The organism is Bacterioplanes sanyensis (assembly GCF_002237535.1).
GTDB lineage: Bacteria > Pseudomonadota > Gammaproteobacteria > Pseudomonadales > Oceanobacteraceae > Bacterioplanes > Bacterioplanes sanyensis_A.
Genome location: NZ_CP022530.1, coordinates 3,617,271 through 3,635,208, shown reverse-complemented (window position 1 = coordinate 3,635,208; position 17,938 = coordinate 3,617,271). Strand labels below are relative to the sequence as shown.

5 protein-coding genes and 1 pseudogene (1 of these 6 running past the window's edge) are annotated in these 17,938 nt (G+C 49.4%); 3 read left to right on the top strand and 3 right to left on the bottom strand.

What is annotated here, in order from left to right; all coding sequences use genetic code 11:
- Nucleotides 1-68: 68 nt before the first annotated feature.
- Both CHH28_RS16485 and CHH28_RS20075 read left to right on the top strand, forming a co-directional pair.
- Entirely contained in the window at nt 69-677 is a 609-nt protein-coding gene (locus CHH28_RS16485; protein ID WP_094061345.1) for a LysE family translocator, read from the top strand.
- Between the two features lie 480 nt (nt 678-1,157).
- Nucleotides 1,158-3,917: a hypothetical protein gene (locus CHH28_RS20075; RefSeq protein WP_199243930.1), complete on the top strand. Its 2,760-nt coding sequence runs from the start codon at nt 1,158-1,160 to the stop codon at nt 3,915-3,917.
- A 347-nt stretch (nt 3,918-4,264) separates the two neighbouring features.
- On the opposite strand, the pseudogene CHH28_RS16475 reads toward CHH28_RS20075, so the two are convergent.
- The 3 genes and pseudogenes from CHH28_RS16475 to CHH28_RS16465 form a co-directional block, all read right to left on the bottom strand.
- A pseudogene (locus CHH28_RS16475) lies at nt 4,265-4,693 on the bottom strand (IS5 family transposase); the annotation flags it as partial.
- The gene (locus tag CHH28_RS20680) at nt 4,660-5,043 is read right to left on the bottom strand and encodes a transposase (RefSeq protein ID WP_094058567.1); all 384 of its coding nucleotides are present in this window, start codon (nt 5,041-5,043) and stop codon (nt 4,660-4,662) included. The pseudogene CHH28_RS16475 and the gene CHH28_RS20680, both read right to left, overlap by 34 nt.
- A 230-nt stretch (nt 5,044-5,273) precedes the next feature.
- Nucleotides 5,274-6,947, bottom strand: coding sequence for a DUF3592 domain-containing protein (locus CHH28_RS16465; protein WP_094061344.1), 1,674 nt, complete (start codon nt 6,945-6,947; stop codon nt 5,274-5,276).
- Between the two features lie 248 nt (nt 6,948-7,195).
- Between CHH28_RS16465 and CHH28_RS16460 the strand changes: the two genes are divergently transcribed.
- On the top strand, nt 7,196-17,938 hold the 5' portion of the coding sequence (locus tag CHH28_RS16460) for an Ig-like domain-containing protein (RefSeq protein WP_094061343.1). 5,187 nt of this gene lie beyond the right edge of the window; 10,743 of the gene's 15,930 nt are visible here — the first part of the coding sequence; it begins with the start codon at nt 7,196-7,198; its stop codon lies off the right edge, out of view.

Here is a 17,938-nt window from a genome sequence, read left to right as displayed (position 1 = left end):
ATCGTACAAGCCAAGTTTTTTCCTGCCTTTTAAGCTGGCGACCTTGTTTAAGCGAATGAGGTGTGCGAATGAGTCTGTTCAGCTTGTGGTTGGGCGTCATGTTTCCGCTGGTATTTAGCCCAGGGCCGGCCAATATTGTATTTGCTGTCAGCGGTGCGCAAATGGGAGTGCGTCGGTCACTGCCACTGTTAGCGGGTGTCGATACCGTCTTTATTCTTGTATCCATTCTGGTTGGCTTTGGCTTTGGTCAGGTGATGCAACGTTATCCTGATGTCGTGCAGGTTATGCAGTGGCTTGGGGCTGCTTATCTGATCTACTTGGCGTGGACGTTTCTGCGCTCTTCTCTGCGCGTTGCAGATACACAAGCTAAACCGCTTGGATTTGTTGACGGGGTGGTGATTCAGGTGCTCAACAGCAAGGGGTGGCTAATGGTGGTGTTGATGTACTCGCTGTTTTCTGAGCCTGCGCTGGAGCAGTTCGGAGCATTGGGCATCTGGGTATTGGTGGTTTGGTTGGCCGTGCTCAATATCTCCATTCATTTGGTGTGGATCAAGGCCGGTCACATCATTTCGCAGTGGTCGCAACATCCTGGGCACCAGCGTTGGCAGTCCGCATTTTATGCCGCGTGTTTATTGCTGGTGGCCATCTGGCTGCTGTTGGACAGCCGCTTAGCCTGAACAGGATCACAAAACACACCAAGGTGAGTCGATATGGATCACACTCTTGTTGCTGATCCATATCGGCTGGCGGCAGATTGTGAGATGTTAGCGCTGAAGCTATCACTCAGGCACGAGTAAGTATTGTTTGCAGTCGGGCTCACAAAAGAATAGCTCTTGAGAACCATGTTCTTTTAGATCTCTAACTATGTCGAAAGCAATCGCTGCCACGTTATGTGGCAGTTTTTGATGGTGCTGCTACGGCGATGTGAGTGATGGGTAAATGGGCGAAAAAATCGTGCTGTTCTGATGTTGTAGTTCGCGCTGTAAAAGATGGTTTCGTGCGTGATGTGCGGTAATTTTTCGGACTGATCGCATAACAGTAATCAAATCAAGCAAGTTTTAATCTGCTTACGATGTATACATTTATTGAAGTGGTTTTTTCGTTGCTGTTAGGTGCGGTAAAGGGAAAGTTTTTATAGGGTTTTTATGAATATGGGTGTGTTAAATCATATCGCGCTAATGATGGTGTTTGGCTTGTTAACGGCGTGCATGGGCACAGACAGTGGCGATCGCACAGGAGACGGCTCACACGATTCGACTGAGGTGACGGCACCGGCAGTCGATACCATCACGCCTGAGACCGAATCCCCAGAAACGGATACACCAGAAACGAATACACCAGAAACAGATACACCAGAAACAGATACACCAGAAACAGATACACCAGAAACAGATACACCAGAAACAGATACACCAGAAACAGATACACCAGAAACGGATACGCCAGAAACGGATACGCCAGAAACGGATACGCCAGACACGGATACACCAGACACGGATACACCAGAAACGGGCACGCCAGAAACGGATACACCAGAAACGGATACGCCAGAAACGGATACACCAGAAACAGATACACCAGAAACAGATACACCAGAAACAGATACACCAGAAACGGATACGCCAGAAACGGATACACCAGAAACGGATACGCCAGAAACGGATACGCCAGAAACGGATACACCAGAAACGGATACGCCAGAAACCGATACACCATATGCGGATACGGCCGTACCAGGTACGGTGCATGGGCTAATTACTGAAATAGGCTTCGCTCACGCCGGGCAAGCAGCCGCATCAGATTATGTCACCTTCGGCCATGTGTTTGCGCCTGGAGAAATACCGTCAGGGCAGACAGTAGCCTTGCAGGCGCCAGACGGAGCCTGGTTAGTCACTCAGGTCGATACTAAAGCGCGCCATAAGGACGGCTCGATCCGCCATGCCATTGTGTCAGCACGGGTAACGCTAACAGCACCGCAACAGACGTTTAAGCTGTATCGCGTGAGTGACGTGCCAGCCGCGGCGACAGCCACCGACATTGATGCAGAAGGCATGGGGCTAACGCTACGCCTAAATGTGTCCGGCAGGCATTATCAGACCAGTCTGGCTGATGCTATTGAACAGGGGCAGTTTAACCAGCGTTGGCTTCAAGGCTCGGTGGCAAATGAATTTCTGTTAACGGCGCCGCTTCGAGACGGCGCAGGTAACGAGCATGCGCACCTGCATGCGCGCTTTTATGTGCGGCTGTATGGCCAACAGCGCGAAAAATCTCAGGTGTCTGTGCTGGTGGAAAATACCTACGCCTATCAAAATCAGCCTCAAGACTACCAATACGATGTCGCCATTGAGCATGGTGGCCATGTGATCTGGCAGCAAGACGATGTGACCCACTATCATAAAGCGCGTTGGAAGAAAGACTTATTGCTGCATGGTAACGATGTCATTCATGTGGTTTTTAATGCCAACTATTTAATGAATACTGGCGCGATTCCCTTGTATGAACCGGGCATTCAAGTTGACTCGGGATTGATTGAGCGGCATCTGTCGCAGTATCGAGAGCATGCCGGTGTGATGCAAAAAGGTGCGATGCGCTCTCCTATGGGAGGAGGGGGCGGACGGGTTGATTTGGGTCCGCTGCCCGGCTGGACCGCCAGTTATTTATTAAGCCAAGATAAACGCGCCCAAATAGCAATGCTGGGTAACGCCACTCAGGCTGGTTCTTGGCCCGTGCACTACCGCGTGAAAAATAGCGATCAAATCGTACGCATTGACGATAAACCCTATGCCGGATTATTTGGTACACCAGGCGATATGACCGATCCTGCATCGGGCGAGCTGCAGGCCTTTCCGGCTTGTTCGCCATGCAATAATCCTTATGAACCCGACGGTGCCCATCAGCCATCATTAGCGTATTTGCCTTATATGCTGACGGGCGATTATTTTTACCTAGAGGAACTGCAATTCTGGGCTGGCTTTAACTTGCTCTACACCAATCCTTGGTATCGGCGCAAAGAGCAGGGAATATTGCGCCGTCGCCAGGTGCGCGAAGAGGCGTGGGTGTTGCGATCCTTGGGACAGATTGCCTATATCGCACCAGATGATAACGCCAATAAGCAGTACTTTAATCAGGTGGTTAATAATAATCTGCAATACCTTTACGACCTGTATGTGGCGAAAAATGAAGCCGATCGTGACAGTGTTGCTGTCATTAATCGATTGGGTTATGAGCCCGGGCCGTTAATAGACACATTCGGCGTTCGTACGGGGGAATACGCCTTGGTGTATCACCACGGCAACGGACCTGGAGTATGGCAAGATGACTTTCATACTTGGTCCATCGGCTTTTTACGTGACTTGGGTTTTGCCAAAGCCGCTGAAATCTTGGATAAGCGTGCTCGGTTTAGTGTTGAGCGTATGATGGACCCAGGGTATTGCTGGATGCTGGCCAGTGTCCAAAATGGCGTGAAGCTTATGCGACGCTCTGAACAAGGCTTGGCTACCTTATATGGTTCGTTCGCTGAAGTGTTTGCGCACACGACGGGAATTGACTTGTCGCAAACGCCTTGCGCCACGCGAGCATTTGCCGAGAAAGCCAGCGACTACGCAAAAATCGACGATACCAATGAAACACTAAAACCTGGGCAGATGATCGGCTACGCCCACTCGACAGAAGGCTTTCCGACTAACTTACGCTTAGCTCTCGCCGCTGCTGTCGATTCAAATTATCCAAAGGCCAGTGAGGCTTGGCAGCGATGGCAGAATCAACGGGTGAAGCCAGACTACCGCACCGGGCCGCAAATGGCAGTGGTGCCAAGGCGTTTATATGCTGAGCTTCAACGTACCTTGACTTGGCCCGTTGATAGCCTTCATACCGATGAGCCGGGCCTATTTGTACGCAGCTCTGTCACTGCGGACTGATGTTAACAGCCAAATCGTCTGATTTAATGCCAGTTAAAAGAACTGCCCTAACAGTGAGTTACGGTTAGGGCCTGTTAACACTATTTAGCTCTTTGCTGCTGGACGTCAGTTTTTCCTGAATAAGGAATGAGGCATGAGGCATGTGGCTTAACGGGTTAAATAAGCAACGAATAACGCGACCCAGGGAAAAAGAACTCCAGCCCTTCGTGGTATGGCTGAAAGCCCATCAAACTGTGTTGTTCATCCGTTTTTTGGCTCGTTAAACACCACTCTTCGCGCTTTGATTTAGGGATTTTCGGCTCATGGCAGCGTGATCGAAATAGTGTTGACAGGCCCTAGAAGCTGTTTCACAACTTCTTTAGCACGATCATCATGCAGGCGGCGTGAAAGAAGGCTCGATACATTGAGAGCTTTCTTTCCCATCGAACCACTAATCGCCGATAATTTCCAAGCCAAGCAAAAGTGCGCTCTACTTTCCAGCGACGGTCGTACCTTCTCAGCTTTCTACCATCTTGCAGCGGCGCTTTTCTCCTGTTTCGACGATGTGGACAAATGAGATCAACGCCCCGTTTCTTTAACGCCATTCGCAGAGGATCAGAGTCTGCCGCTTTATCGTAAATCAAACGCTTCACCTTGCTCTTGCCATAGGAAACATTTAACAAAGCCTCAATCAGATTGACCTCCGCCGGTGACGCTGAGCCAAGTGTCAGCCCGATTGGAATGCCTTCGCCATCGACGACTATCATCCGCTTCGACCCCTTACCACGCTTGGTTTTTCCAACACCGAGGCCCCTTTTTTTGCGGGTGCAAAACTACCATCAGAAAACGATTCTTCCCAATTTAACCGCGACTGTTGATCCAGAACGCGAAGAAGCTTACGCCAGGCTTTGACCCATGCACCTTGCTCTTCCCAGTACTGAAGGCGGCGCCAGCAGGTACTCGGTGAAGGATAGCGCTCGGGTAGATCACGCCAGCGCGCACCTGAACGTAAGACCCATAAAATGCCCTCGAAACAGGCTCGATTGCTGATAGGTTTGGGACCCCCTTTGCCACGAGGCAGGCTGGGTAAACAAGGCTCAATGTGTGCCCACTGTTGGTCGGTCAGTTCTGAGGTTGAACGTTTCATGGTGGAGGAGTTGAAGCTGATAGTTTTGATTATTATATCGGACTGAAGGTTATGAAACAGCTTCTAGGGAGATTTGATCAATAACTGATCTCAGTGCTGAAGTAAAGGGCTGTTGTCTAGAGCTGTTTTTGTAGGCCATCTTGGCGAGCTATGTTAGAAGGCCGAGACAGATCGCTGAAGCAAATAGCCGACGTAAAGGGCTGAAATTAATAGCTGAGATAAAAGTCTATTTATCCCAGTTCATCATCCAAATGGCCGGTCAAAGCCTTACGCATCTGCGCCACCAGTGCATCGGCCTCGGCCTTGCCGTCGATGCCTTCTGCCAAGGTAATATCATTGTTATTACTGGTATGCACTCGATAGTACTCTGTATGGCGGCTGCCGGAGCGGCTAGAAGACGTGACCGACGTTTTTAATTGGTCTGGTTGAATATTCTGCCGCTGATGCGTGTACAGAGGTTTTCCGAATAATGATCGTTGCGTGCGGATATTGCCTGGACTGATCCAGGTTTCTAGCTTGCGCCCTGCTGTCCAAATCCCTGCCATGGTCACGGCCATGCCAGCAGCGAAAAATGACACACTCATAAACCACAATGCGCCACCTTCTTGCAATGCTTCGGTAAACAGGAATACACCGGCCACGGAAAATACAGCGCCGATGGCCATTAAACCAAGGTTAGATGCCATATGGCGACCGGCCGCACTAATAAAGTAAGTTTCTTGTCCTTGCTGGCGGATACCAAAGCCTTGCGTGACATCGGCTTCAAAGTGCTCAGCGATGTGCTGCGTGTGACGCTCTGGTGGTGTCAGACTGCTGTGCTCGATACCGTCTTTAACCGGTATTTGCCAGCTGCGCTCGAAGGCCTCTGCTTGCTCTTGTCCGCTTGGTCGCACACTGCCGGTCGCGGTTAAACGCCATAGTATGATGCCGCGTCTTGCTGCACCGGATGCGGGTGCTGCTTTGTTGGGAGAAAATAGAAAGCACTGCGTTTGGTTATTGCCGTGCCAGCAAATAGACTGCTCCTCCCAGACAACGCGTTCTTCGGTCTTTCTATCGTCACCGCTACCAGTGGTATAGCGATTGATGCACTGCAGTTTGATGGCAATCGGGCCTTCTGTGGGACTGCTGAGCTGAAAGCTTCCGGCGATATGTCCGCCGCTGGAGGCTGGGTCTGGGTCGAGCAGTAGGGGAGTGACGCCGATGGCTAAAAAGCGTTGTCGAGCGCGTATTGCTTGCACCAGCATTGCTATCCCTGCCAATGGAAACAGTGCAATCAGCAGCTGTTCCCACTGCCAATGTTGGGTGGAGTGCAGTGCGCTGACGCCCGCAGCTACGCCAAGCACAGTGAACCCTGTTCCCAGTACAAGTAGCACCTTATATTTGCCTTTCTGCTCACTGGATAGGCTGCCGGCGGCTACGCTATTGCTGACGCTCTGGCCGCGATACACCACCATCAGGCCAATACCGCCAAATGCCAACAGGAAAACACTGCCCATAATAATAAATCCGGGCCGCAGACTGCGATCTAACAGAGACTGTGTCGGGTCTTGCGGGTTGACCCAGGCAATGACAGCGTTGCTGTCTCGCTGGCGCTTTAAACGGGAATATAAGTCAGACCAGTAGCTACCAATATTGTCCGAGCCGCCAAACAAAGACACTTGATGGCTGCGATATTGCTGGCCATTTATTTGGAAATGGTAACTGGCCACCACTTTATAAGTGGTGCTGTCCTCGCTGGTGTTAGATTGCAGCTCCAGTCGTGTCAGCGTGGCATTCACGGGCTGCCAATCGCTCGACTGCCAGTACTTTATTAGTGGCAAAATGGCCGTAAAGATAAATACGCCCACACCCGCCGCCAGAAACAACCAGCCAAAGATACGATTGTTGCCTTTCTTCTTGACCATTGCTCTTTTCCTGTCCGTGCCGAATCGCCTTTCAGAGATATAACCATGTCTTGTGCGGTTGTGCAAAAAACAGGCAGTTGGTTGTTGTGTGTGCAGCCTTGAGAGAGTGGATAGGAGGCTGATTGGCAAATTAAAGTGCTTTAGTGAAGTGTCTAGCAAGTCTTGTCATATGTCTGTAGGTGGTTCGAGAAATCTGATATATTTCGCGCGCCTGTAATGCCTAATGCCAGATAATTTAAGGGATCATCATGTTCAAGGGACTGTCCTGCGGTATATTTTTATGTGCCGTTGCCGTGACCAGTATTGCTTCACAGTACGACCTGCGCTTGGATTCGCCGCTGCGCTCCCCCACTGATCTGGTGTCTGTTAGTTTTCTAGCCAAGGACTGTGAAAATCTCACCCGTCTGGAAGTCAACTCTGATGATGTTGAAGTGTCTGCAGAGAATACTCACTCCATCGATGGTGGAGGTTGTGTTGTCAAAGGCATCGAGACGCATTTGTCCAGCGGTTCGATTGGTGTTCAGGTGTATCGGGGCAGTGAATCTGATTATTATCAAGAAAACTATTCTGTGGAGACGGTTGCGCCGAGCTTGGCATTGCTTGGTTCATCTGTGTCCGGCAGTGAAGGGCAGCAGTCGCTCCGACTAGTGTTTGAAGCGCACGATGACACTGATATTGCCTATCTCGATGTTGACGTTTCAGGTGTTAAGGCCAGCGATATTCGTAATAATGGCGGTGTTGTCAACAGCGATGCGGTTCCGCCTTTCTTGTCCTACAGTTCGCGGCATTTTCCTGCGCCTGGGACGAACGAAGTCAATGTAAGTGCTGTATTTGACCGCCAATTAGATGCTTCGACTCTTGCCGGTGATGGTATTTTGATCATCAACGCAGTTGCCGTTGACGCTTCCGGTAACAGCCAGACCATCAGTGAGTACCGATACACCGGCGATAGCATCGAAGATGAGCTGCAAAGTCTGAGTTACCCGGTCGATAAACTCTTCCTGACCAGTATCTTGGATCGTATCCAGCTAACGCCTAATGCACTATTCAAGTATCGCGGTGAAGTTGTATTGCTTGGCAGTGACAGTGGCCTATCTTACAGCGTATCTGATGACGGCATCATCGGAGTGGATGGTCAAGGTGTACTTTATCTAAAAGAAGAAACGCCAACGACGGGCAATATTGTCATCTCTCATACGGATGGCTTATCTATTTCTGTTCCGGTAGAAGTCGATCTGTCTAAGACCGTCGAGCGCTTCGTTTGGGCAGAAGGACCGGTGTTGAGTGGTCTAAACACTTTGCATGAACTCCCAGTCATCGCCGTTGAATATGATGATGGCAGTAGCCGGGTACTGGAAAAGAGCTTTCCCTTAAATCTAAGCTACCCACAGGAAGCACAAAGTTTCCTGATGGGGGATGGTAAACGAGTAGGTTCGAAGGTCGAATTGCTGGATAGCGACCCTCTGTCTATTACTGTCTCCTCACCCCGTATTCCTGGGGTTGAATCAGTTTTAGAGCTGGTCGTTGAAGATGCTCCACCGAAAGTAACCGTTACCGGTGGTGGTCGTATTGAGGTGGGTGAAAACTTATCTCTGATGGCGCAAACCCAAGATGATGTGGGCATCGATTCCGTATCTTTTTGGCGTGATGGCTCGAAACTTTTGACCTTAGAACGCCCACCGTTTGAGTTGAATCTGAATGTTTCTGACTCGATGGATGGTCAGAGTTTTCAGTTTTATGCTTTGGCAACGGATAGCAAAGGCCAAGAAACACAATCAGAAATCGTTACCGTTAGAGTCAATGCCGACCCTGAAGGTGAGCATCCAGGACATTTTGTTGAATCACCTAGCTCGCAGCTACCCGTTGTTGAGCAGTCGGATTATTGGTATCGAGCCGCTTATCACCTAGGGAAAGAGGGAGAGTTAGACGGTACAGAATCCTCTTCTATTCGCAGTATAAAGTTACTTTTGGACGACGAAGAAGTCGGTCTGATTCGTTACCCGATGCTAGAAGTGCGAATGATCCCTAACGATGAGGGTAAGCTCGAAAAGCATGTATATGAAGTATGGCAGACTCAGTTAACCGCCCAGGAAGTCGCTGTCTCAGAAACGTCTTTGGCGCTGGCAGCAGAAATGCAGCTGAAAAACGGAGCTGTGTATAAAGATGACTCTAGGCTGATTCGAATTGTTGAGAATCGCGAGCCTGAGGCAAAGCTTGAGGCGCCCGTGGATAATGTTCAGGTGCCGGCAGGAGCAACAATCAATGTAACAGGGTACGTTGTCGATGATACCTTGCTGCAGGGAACCCGTGTCAGCTTATTGATTGACGGTGACGAAGTTGATTCGCGCTATGTGCGTGCTCCGGATGACAAAGACTTATTCGATGTTAATAAGCCTTATACCTTGCCCCAGAAATACAAAGGCAGCTTTAACGAGCATCGCGAGGCGTTCAAATTTGAGTATGAAACCTCCGAGGACGATCTTGGTGACGAAGTTGATTTTCGGGTTGTAGCATCGGATCGCCATGGCCTCATTACCAAAACAGTGACCCGTACCGTCGTTGTGATTGAAGATCAGAAGCCATCTGTTTCAGTGATTGCGCCCGTACCGTCTCAATATATTACTGAAGGTGAAACGGTTCGCTTCCAAGCTAAGGCAGCGGATGACATCGACGTTAGCTATGTAGAGTTTTATGTAGATGGCTCGTTGCTGGAGCGTGTAGAAGCGATGCCCTATATGGTTAGCTACAGCGCGCCAGAGTCAATCGACCATGAGCAGGTGCTTGAGTTCTCTGCAAAAGCCTACGACAACAAAGGGCAAGTCGGTGACAGCCAAACCGTTAAGGTAACGTTAGGGCACGATGATATTCCGCCAGTTATCGACTGGGTTTCTCCTCAAATCAATACGCTGGAAGGAGAAGAGAAAGTTGCTCGCGTGCCAGAAGACTCGACGCAAGTGGTCAAGCTTGTAGGTTCTGATAACGTTGGTATTAGCAAGCTGACGGTGAGAGGGCTTAAAAAGACAGAGCAAGGCTACCGTCTAACGACCGATGTTGACCATGAAGAGACTTTAGATCTCACGACGATTCCAAACTCATTAAATCAATACTCGGCTATTTTGTTGCTGGATACCCCCAAGTTGGAAGCCAGTAACACTCTGGGGTATGCCAGTTATCCGGTGCATTTTGAGGCCCGTGATCGCAACGATAATACCTCTAAGAGCACGGTCGTGGTGCGTGTTGATAAAAACCAAGGTGCGAGAATTGAGGAGCTGACGGTTCTTGATTCTAAGCTCTATTCAAATGAAACCCTCGGCGTTTCATTAATCGCCAGTGATGATGTGGCTGTTTATTCCATTCGCTATCGCCTGCTGGCTGGAGATCAAGAAATTACAGCGCTCACGCAGTATGCTGAGCAAGATTTTGTGCCTAATTCAAATCTGGCCCATACACTAAACCTTGATCTGTCCCACTTTAATATCGCTAATCAAGCAGCTGAACTGCGACTTGAAGTGACGGTTTACGATCAACATGAGCTGTCACATGGGCAGTTTGGCCACCAAAGTAAAACCATATCCATTCTCGAAGACTCAGACCCTCCGAAGGGGTCGATTGTGTCGCCTCTGCAGGGCTCGGAGTTGCTGCTGGAGGATTTAAATACGCTTGTGGTGCGCATCTCGGATGAAACTGGCATTGAATCGGCGTCCTTAAGCTGGGAAGGACAAACATTTTGGTCCATGCCTGATGAGGGGAAAGGTCGCCTATACAAAAAATCCATCTCCACGGACCTTAAAGCTCGCATCTGTCAGTCGGCCTCAGGTTGCAGCGTTGACGATGTGTTAATAGAACTGGCTGTTCGCGATATTCATGATAATCGCCGTACTTCAAACTGGCGCTATCGCATTGTTGATGATGAAAAACCCAGTGTGTCTGTGCGTTTGCCAGCGCAAGGTGGACGTTACTACGAGGGTGAGCGTGTACCTATCTCGTTGGTGGCCAACGACGACTATCAGATTAAAGAAGTCGGATACATTGTTTATCGCAATGGCCAGGAGTTGTTCCGCAAAGCGTTATCGGAAGTCGACAGCGCTGAAGCCGGTGTGTATTACAATGGCAGTTATCGAGTCATCAGTGCCAAACAGGGCCCTGTGTCAGTCAAAGGTTATGCGATAGACAACCGTGGCCAAGAGGCAAAAACCGATATTGCCATTGAAGTCATTGCCGATAACACGCCACCGTCTATCACTGTTATCAAGCCTGACCAGAAAAACCTTGCCGCGCGTCCTGGCAGTAGTGCATCCATTGTGGTTAACGCCTTGGACGACAAGTACGTGCCCGCCATCATTTGGGAAGGCTTTACCAAAGCGACAAACATCAAAGCGGTATTGACGTTGCCAGATGGCTCGCAGCAACTGCTGCCTTGGGCAGTGATTGGGTCAACGTCGAGTACTGAACAAATCAAGGTGCCTAATCCAGGTACCTTTGGTGAAGTGCTGTATGTTGAACAGCATAAGCGTCAGTTTAAAGGTAGCTTTAAGGTCAGTGAGGCGCTGGTGGCCTATGAAGGAGAGACTTTGGAGCTACGTTTCTCCGTTGCTGATAATGGCGATAATCGCGTCGAGAGCGATGTCTATTATCTAGAGATCCTAAAAGACACAGAAGCTCCGGTTATATCCTGGGAGCCAAAGCCTGAGAAGGTGCTGCAGTTTAGCGATCTTATCACTTCTATCACTGCCGTAGACGATACGGCAATGGCAGACTTGTCTCTAGAAATCGGCAATGAAGACGATGGCTTCACCTTGCTAGCGAACAAAGGCAAGGCTGATGCAGATGAAGAGGGTACTCGTTTAAAGCTTCATAGCGTCGCTATAGGCTACGAAGAGTTCTTTGCTAACTATGTAGGCAGTTCAGTTGGGCTGCGAGTCAAGGCCAGTGATACCGCGGGCAATGTTGCTTATGCCAGTGCAACGCTGCATGTAACTGAAGATGCTCGTCCTTCTGTGGTGTTGAACTCAAGTAAACCTGAGTCGTTGCTTAAAAACGCACTGAGCATGTCGCATGTCTCTGTTTTAGATGACAGCTCAGAGTTGGTTGAAACGCTCGTATTAGGCTCAGATTTAACTGGCTTTAATAGCGTTAGGCATGCGCAAGTGCGCTTTACCACCAACTCTAGGGATGTTGTTCTGGGCAAGGATCGGACGTTAAATAGCCAATCGGTGTCCTATGAAAATGTTCATGTTGCACTGGCATACGATGAATACTCGGGTGACTCGCTCGTGTTTGGTGCTTCGGATAACCCAACCTTAGTGTTCAAAAATGGCGAGCTCAAACTCTTTCGTGATGCTGTACAGAGGCCCATTCGCCAGTTACCTGCTTCTTTGAATGCTGATACTGTCGATGTGGAGATTACGTCACTCAGTCAATGTGGAGCCGTATATTCTGGCTCAGTGTTGGCGTCTGAGTTGGCAGAAGTCATTGAGGAATATGTCGGCAGTGACACGCACAGTATTGAATTAGCGATTCATTCTTCACAAAGCCCGGTTAAAAAGATCACTCAGTATAAATCGCGCGCTTATGCAGCCTATCCACGCGCAATCGAAGAATTTACCGCTTATGGTGATTATGCGGCGCAAAAATTCGACACCGTATTTGAAATAGAAGATCAGAATTCAGCGACGGGGCTGGCTGCTTTATATGTGGGTATGGCTGCCGACGTTTCTGAGGCTATTTCGGGTCGCCAGTTTGTGCTGAAACACCTGGTTGATGATATAGAGTCGATGAACGTGTTTGCTCTGGCATTGGACCGAAAGTCGCATCGGAGAAGCGAAGCACCACTGCTGGACTTGGGGGCACTGGAGTTTATAGCAGACGTTGCATCGCCCTCGTTAGAGGTCTCGTCATCTGTCGGCCGGATTCTACCTAAAGAAAGGCTGGAATTTCCGCTGTCGATCACAGACTCGTCTTACAATATTGAAGATGTATCGCTGTCGCTCAACGGTGAGCGTTTGCTAGGCCATCGCTTAGCCTTTGGCGACAATAGCAGCCAGTTAATGTATGAACATCCGGCGAATTTAGTGTCTGGGGTGCAACAGCTTTCTTTCGATGTATTAGACGGCAGTGGCAATCCGACCAGTCATACTATCGATTTGATTGCCGAGAACGATAAAGAGCCCACCATCGAATGGCAGCTCTTCAGCGATTCATACGATGAACTAACCGATAAAACTCGGCTTAACTACGCAGAGTTTTGGGTTAAGCATGGCGATGTTTTCACTACAGAGTTTTCGTTGGCGGATGATGTAGGTCTTTATTCCTATCAATTGTTCAAACTGGCTCGAGACGGTTCACGCACACCGGTCAGCGATCAAATTTTATACGAAAAGGGCTGTGGTGAACTTTGGGAAAAGCGTGATCAGCCACAGGTTGGGGTGCGCTTCAATGAATACCGTTCTACCGAATATTTAGCGGTTGTTGAAGACGTGAATGGCAAACAAGATAGTATCAAGTTCATCGTTCACCCTAAGGAAAACATTCAGCCACAGGTCCAGTTTGTTGCTCCCAAAGATGGTCAGTACATTGTTTCCGGTGCCAAGCGTTTGCTGGCGGTGTTGGCATTTACCGATGACGATGACCTAGACCCTGAAAAGCACTTGGCTTTGTACATTGATGGCCAGCAGTTACGGCAATCGAAAGAGCCGGTTAAGTACAATAATGGCAGCCCAGAAGTACAGGAAGCTTTTGGCCGTATGTATGATGCTTTGGAAAGCAAGTACACTCAGGCTATTGCCCAGCGCTATGCTAGTTATCAAAGCGCTAATGCTGGCACCTACACCTATGTGTTTGAAATGCCAGAGGGCATTACACGCGTCACCGAGGACCTAAAACTTCGAGCAACCGTTACCGATGTTGAAGGCGTGAGTAGCTCACAGGAGATTACGTTAAGCGTTGCACCGGATGAAACCAGGCCAGAAGTAAAATTGTGGCGCCCTGAGCGCTCTTATTCGCCGGTAGAGAGTACCGATTTTACTGTGCGTTTCTCGGCTTATGATAACGTCGCCGTATCGAACATCGTCATGCGAGAGGGTTATGGTGTAGCCAAGCCGGATGGCAGCTATATCGAGCCTGTATATGGTGATGTGCTGATCAATATCGCTAATATTCCAAGTGGGGATGCCAATCCATCGTCGACTGAAAACATCGATACTCCCAAGTATGAACGTATTGTTAGCGTACCTACCATTGCCGATGCTCTAAGGGCAATTGATGAAACACTGGGCGATGCATACGATGCAGCAGATAGCCAAGGTATGCTTGAGCAGTTTAACGAATCCCATCGCCTTGACTATTGGGTGAAGTTTGAAGTTACCGATTCAAACGGCAATACGCGTGAGCATGTTGAACGCTTCGCAATTCAAGTGGATGAGCGCCCTGTGGTCGATATCGCTGAGCCGCTGCCAGGAGCTTTTGCCGTTGAAGGTGACCAGCTGTATGTCAACGTGCATGCGTTCGATGACGTTGGGCTGACGTATGTCCGACTCTGGGCTTATCACGGTGAAAAAGAGGAAACTCTGATTTCTGAGATGAAACTGACCGGTGGCCCTTACAACTACTTGGTTGATGTGCCTGAGTTTGATCACGATACCCCTGCGAACAATAAACTGACCTTGGTCGTTGAAGCACTGGATACCTATGGCAAAAAATACGGTGATCTAGACAATCACCGTGTTTTTGAGCGTTTGTCACTGAAAATTGTAGAAGACGAAAAGCCCGTGATTGCCATTGCATCACCTTTGTCTGATGCCGAGCCTTATACCGAAGGCCAGCATGTTGTGGTCGAAGTCAATGCGACGGACGACATCGGCATTGACCAGGTGGTTTTGAACATTGATGGGTTGATAACGGGTGATGTTGTCCAAGTTGACCGAAAGTATCCGTATGAATTTGTGTTTAAGCTGCCGTACGGACAAGCAGGCACTCCCGTAAAACTCAGTGCCACGGTGACCGAGCTTAATTACGCCGGCAAAACACCGCAGCAAGTGAGTACGCTTGATGAAACCCTAGTTAATGTTATTAAAGACATTGATGAGCCTGTGATTACCTTGATTTCACCCACCATGGGTGACAGCAACGCAATCGTTGAGCTGCAGGATTTACCTTATGATGCGGAAGTCGATGATAACGTCGAGGTAGCACAAGTACGTTTCGACATCCTGGTGGAAGGCAAGGTCGTTGCTTCGGCACTGAATACAGCGCCGCCATATTTTGGTTATTTCCCGATTCGAACCATTGCCGATTACCTTGATCTAGAAAATCCACCAGAAGAGTTATCCGCCACTTTTAAAGTGACAGCCGTCGATGGTGCAGGCAATGAGTCGGACGTGAGCACGCAGCTGCTGATCAAGAAGAATCAACCGCCAGTGATCAGCGAAATCTTAGCCTTGGATCATCGTGGGCTTAAAATAGGCAGCGGCAACATAGAAGACGGGCTTACTCATGGCCGACAAATTGTTATCAGTGCTGTCGCCAAGGATGACCAAGGTGGCGGTGATGGCATTGACGAAATCGAGTTGTATAAGCTCGATGCTGCTGGTGATGCACAACTGATCGATAAAGACTATGCTGCGCCGTTCCAATACCACTACAGCATTAATGACGTCGTCGGCAAAGAACTGACCTTTAGAGCTCGCGCTAAAGACACCTCTGGGCTGTGGTCCGATATTTCTGGCGAGCTGAAGTTTGTGGTTAATCCCAATGCGCCGCCTACGGTTGAAATTATCAAGCCGTTCAATGACCAATCTGCCATTATTGAAGGCCAGAGTCTTGAGATGGTCGCTAAAGTGTCAGACGACTTAGGAGCAGATGCCATCGAACGTGTCGATTTTTATATGAACGACATTTTCGTTGAAACCTCCTATCAGAACATGACACAAAGCGCTGATTTATCCGCCGCCGAAAATAAATACCAAGTGTACATAACCTTGCCGGAAGGGGCGGACGGTGCTGTGTTGCAGGCCATTGCCTATGACCGTGAGGGATTAGAGGGTAAATCTGCACCGCGCTTTATTAAGCAAGTCGATGACACCGTTCAGCCTAAACCCTACATCTTGGCCCCGGTTGACGGTGATATCGTTACCATCGCCTCTGCCGATCAGCCTGTTAAGTTGCGCGTTGCCGTAGAAGATATTGGCAACCCGGTAGATCGTCACGTCTACATGAAGTTTGTCCGTGAAGCTCGATTAGAGGACGGCTCTTGGAAAATTCTGGCGAGCGACACAGTCGAACTGGCATACAACGATGCACTGCTCGATTCTGGCGAGCAGCACAGCGAGCCTGAAAATTACTATTACATCTACAACGGCAGCTACAGTAATGGCGCAATTTTTAGCCATGATGACTCTGCCGTTCAGCGCGTGCGTGCGGAAGCCTGGGTAGAAACGCCATCGGATTTGATCCCCACGGTGGTGCATGCCAGCAATGAAGTCGGTATGGCGTTTAGTCGCCGCTATTTCATTCAGCCAGCGTCAGAAATCAGTAGTCGCGGATTCGGCCATCAGGTGTATTACACCGCGGTGGACCAGTTCTTTGAACATGGTCGCCATGGTCCACTGATGACGGCTTGGTCTACTGCCAGCCCCTACAACAGTGAAACCGGTATTGGTAACACATATGCCCCGCAGGCATCGCAAACTGGCTTATATACGTTGGGTTTGGCCAATCTCGACGAGCAAAGCGAGGGGGTGACTTATGCCTTCTCTGAGAATCTAAATGGCGCGGCCGAAGTTTTCAGTGGCAGCATTACCGAAATTCTGGCCGACGATGGTGTGGTGTATGCTGCAAAATCCGGCGAGCCTGATGCTGGCTACAGTGCTGCGCCAGCGGCTGGAGGCGGTGATCCTCTGGGTTTATTTGGCGAGCCTGAGGCAAATCCAACCCCTGGCATTGGTGCAAGCGCTGCCTTCGTACAAGGTGACGGCCTTAGCAGTGAAATCAGTAAAGATTCAAATACTGGCCGCATTGACGATTATGCTAACGCCGAGCTGCTGATCTTTAATCGTCAAAATGGTGATAACCAATTTGGCCTGCCGTATTTGCTTAAAGGCCGTATTGATCTGCCGCACGCCCAAGTCTACGGCTTTGATGTCGAAGATGAACTGGCGTTGGTTGCCAACGGCGATGGCGGTGTGATTGCCTTTAACGTTCACGATTTATCCATGCCTTACCGGATTGGCTTTGTGAAGCCAGACGGTTATGCCCGCGATGTCGTTATTGATGGTGAATATGCTTACATTGCTGCATCGCACCAGGGTGTTGTGGTTGTTGATATTCGTAAGCCGTCACTGCCTGTAGTAGCTGAGTACGATACCTTCGGCATTGCCAATCGACTGGATATTGAAGGCGACTATTTGTACGTGGCCAACATGGCGGGCAATGGCCTCACCGCAGATTTGGAAGTGGTGAATATATCCGATCCACAAAACCCAGAGCATGTTTACAGCTATGCCGCTACCCATGGCCGTGAAGACTATGTATTAGATGGCATTTATGATGTCGAAGTGGTCGGCGGCTTGGCCTACATTACGGTGAATTATTCTGATCAGGAAGACAAACCGGCACAGTCGGTTGTTGAAGTGATTGATGTTACCCAAGAGCGTCAGTACGAGTACTTTGAAACACGCAACGCCGTCACTCACTCATCTCCCGACTTTGGCGACATCGGTGCACGTGGTATTACCGCATCTTATAACGAAGTGTATGTGGCATCGGGCAAGCAAGGCATTGGTGAGTTAGAGTTAAATAGCCTTACGATATTGAACCATGCGCCTTTCCATAATGAGAAGAATGTTGCGCTAGGTCTGAGCGCCATTGATATCCGCGTGTCTCACGCAATTAAGTTGAATCAGGAGCTATCCGAATACGTTTCTGTCTGGGAGGGGTTGTCAGGCCTAGGTGAGAATATCAGTGATCAGTTCCGTATCGATTTGGTTACCGTGGTC

Bases quoted from the DNA above. Each gene is read 5' to 3' on its own strand.
- CHH28_RS20680 (WP_094058567.1), bottom strand. From the start codon at position 5,043: ATGAAACGTTCAACCTCAGAACTGACCGACCAACAGTGGGCACACATT.
- CHH28_RS16465 (WP_094061344.1), bottom strand. From the start codon at position 6,947: ATGGTCAAGAAGAAAGGCAACAATCGTATCTTTGGCTGGTTGTTTCTG.
- CHH28_RS16485 (WP_094061345.1), top strand. From the start codon at position 69: ATGAGTCTGTTCAGCTTGTGGTTGGGCGTCATGTTTCCGCTGGTATTT.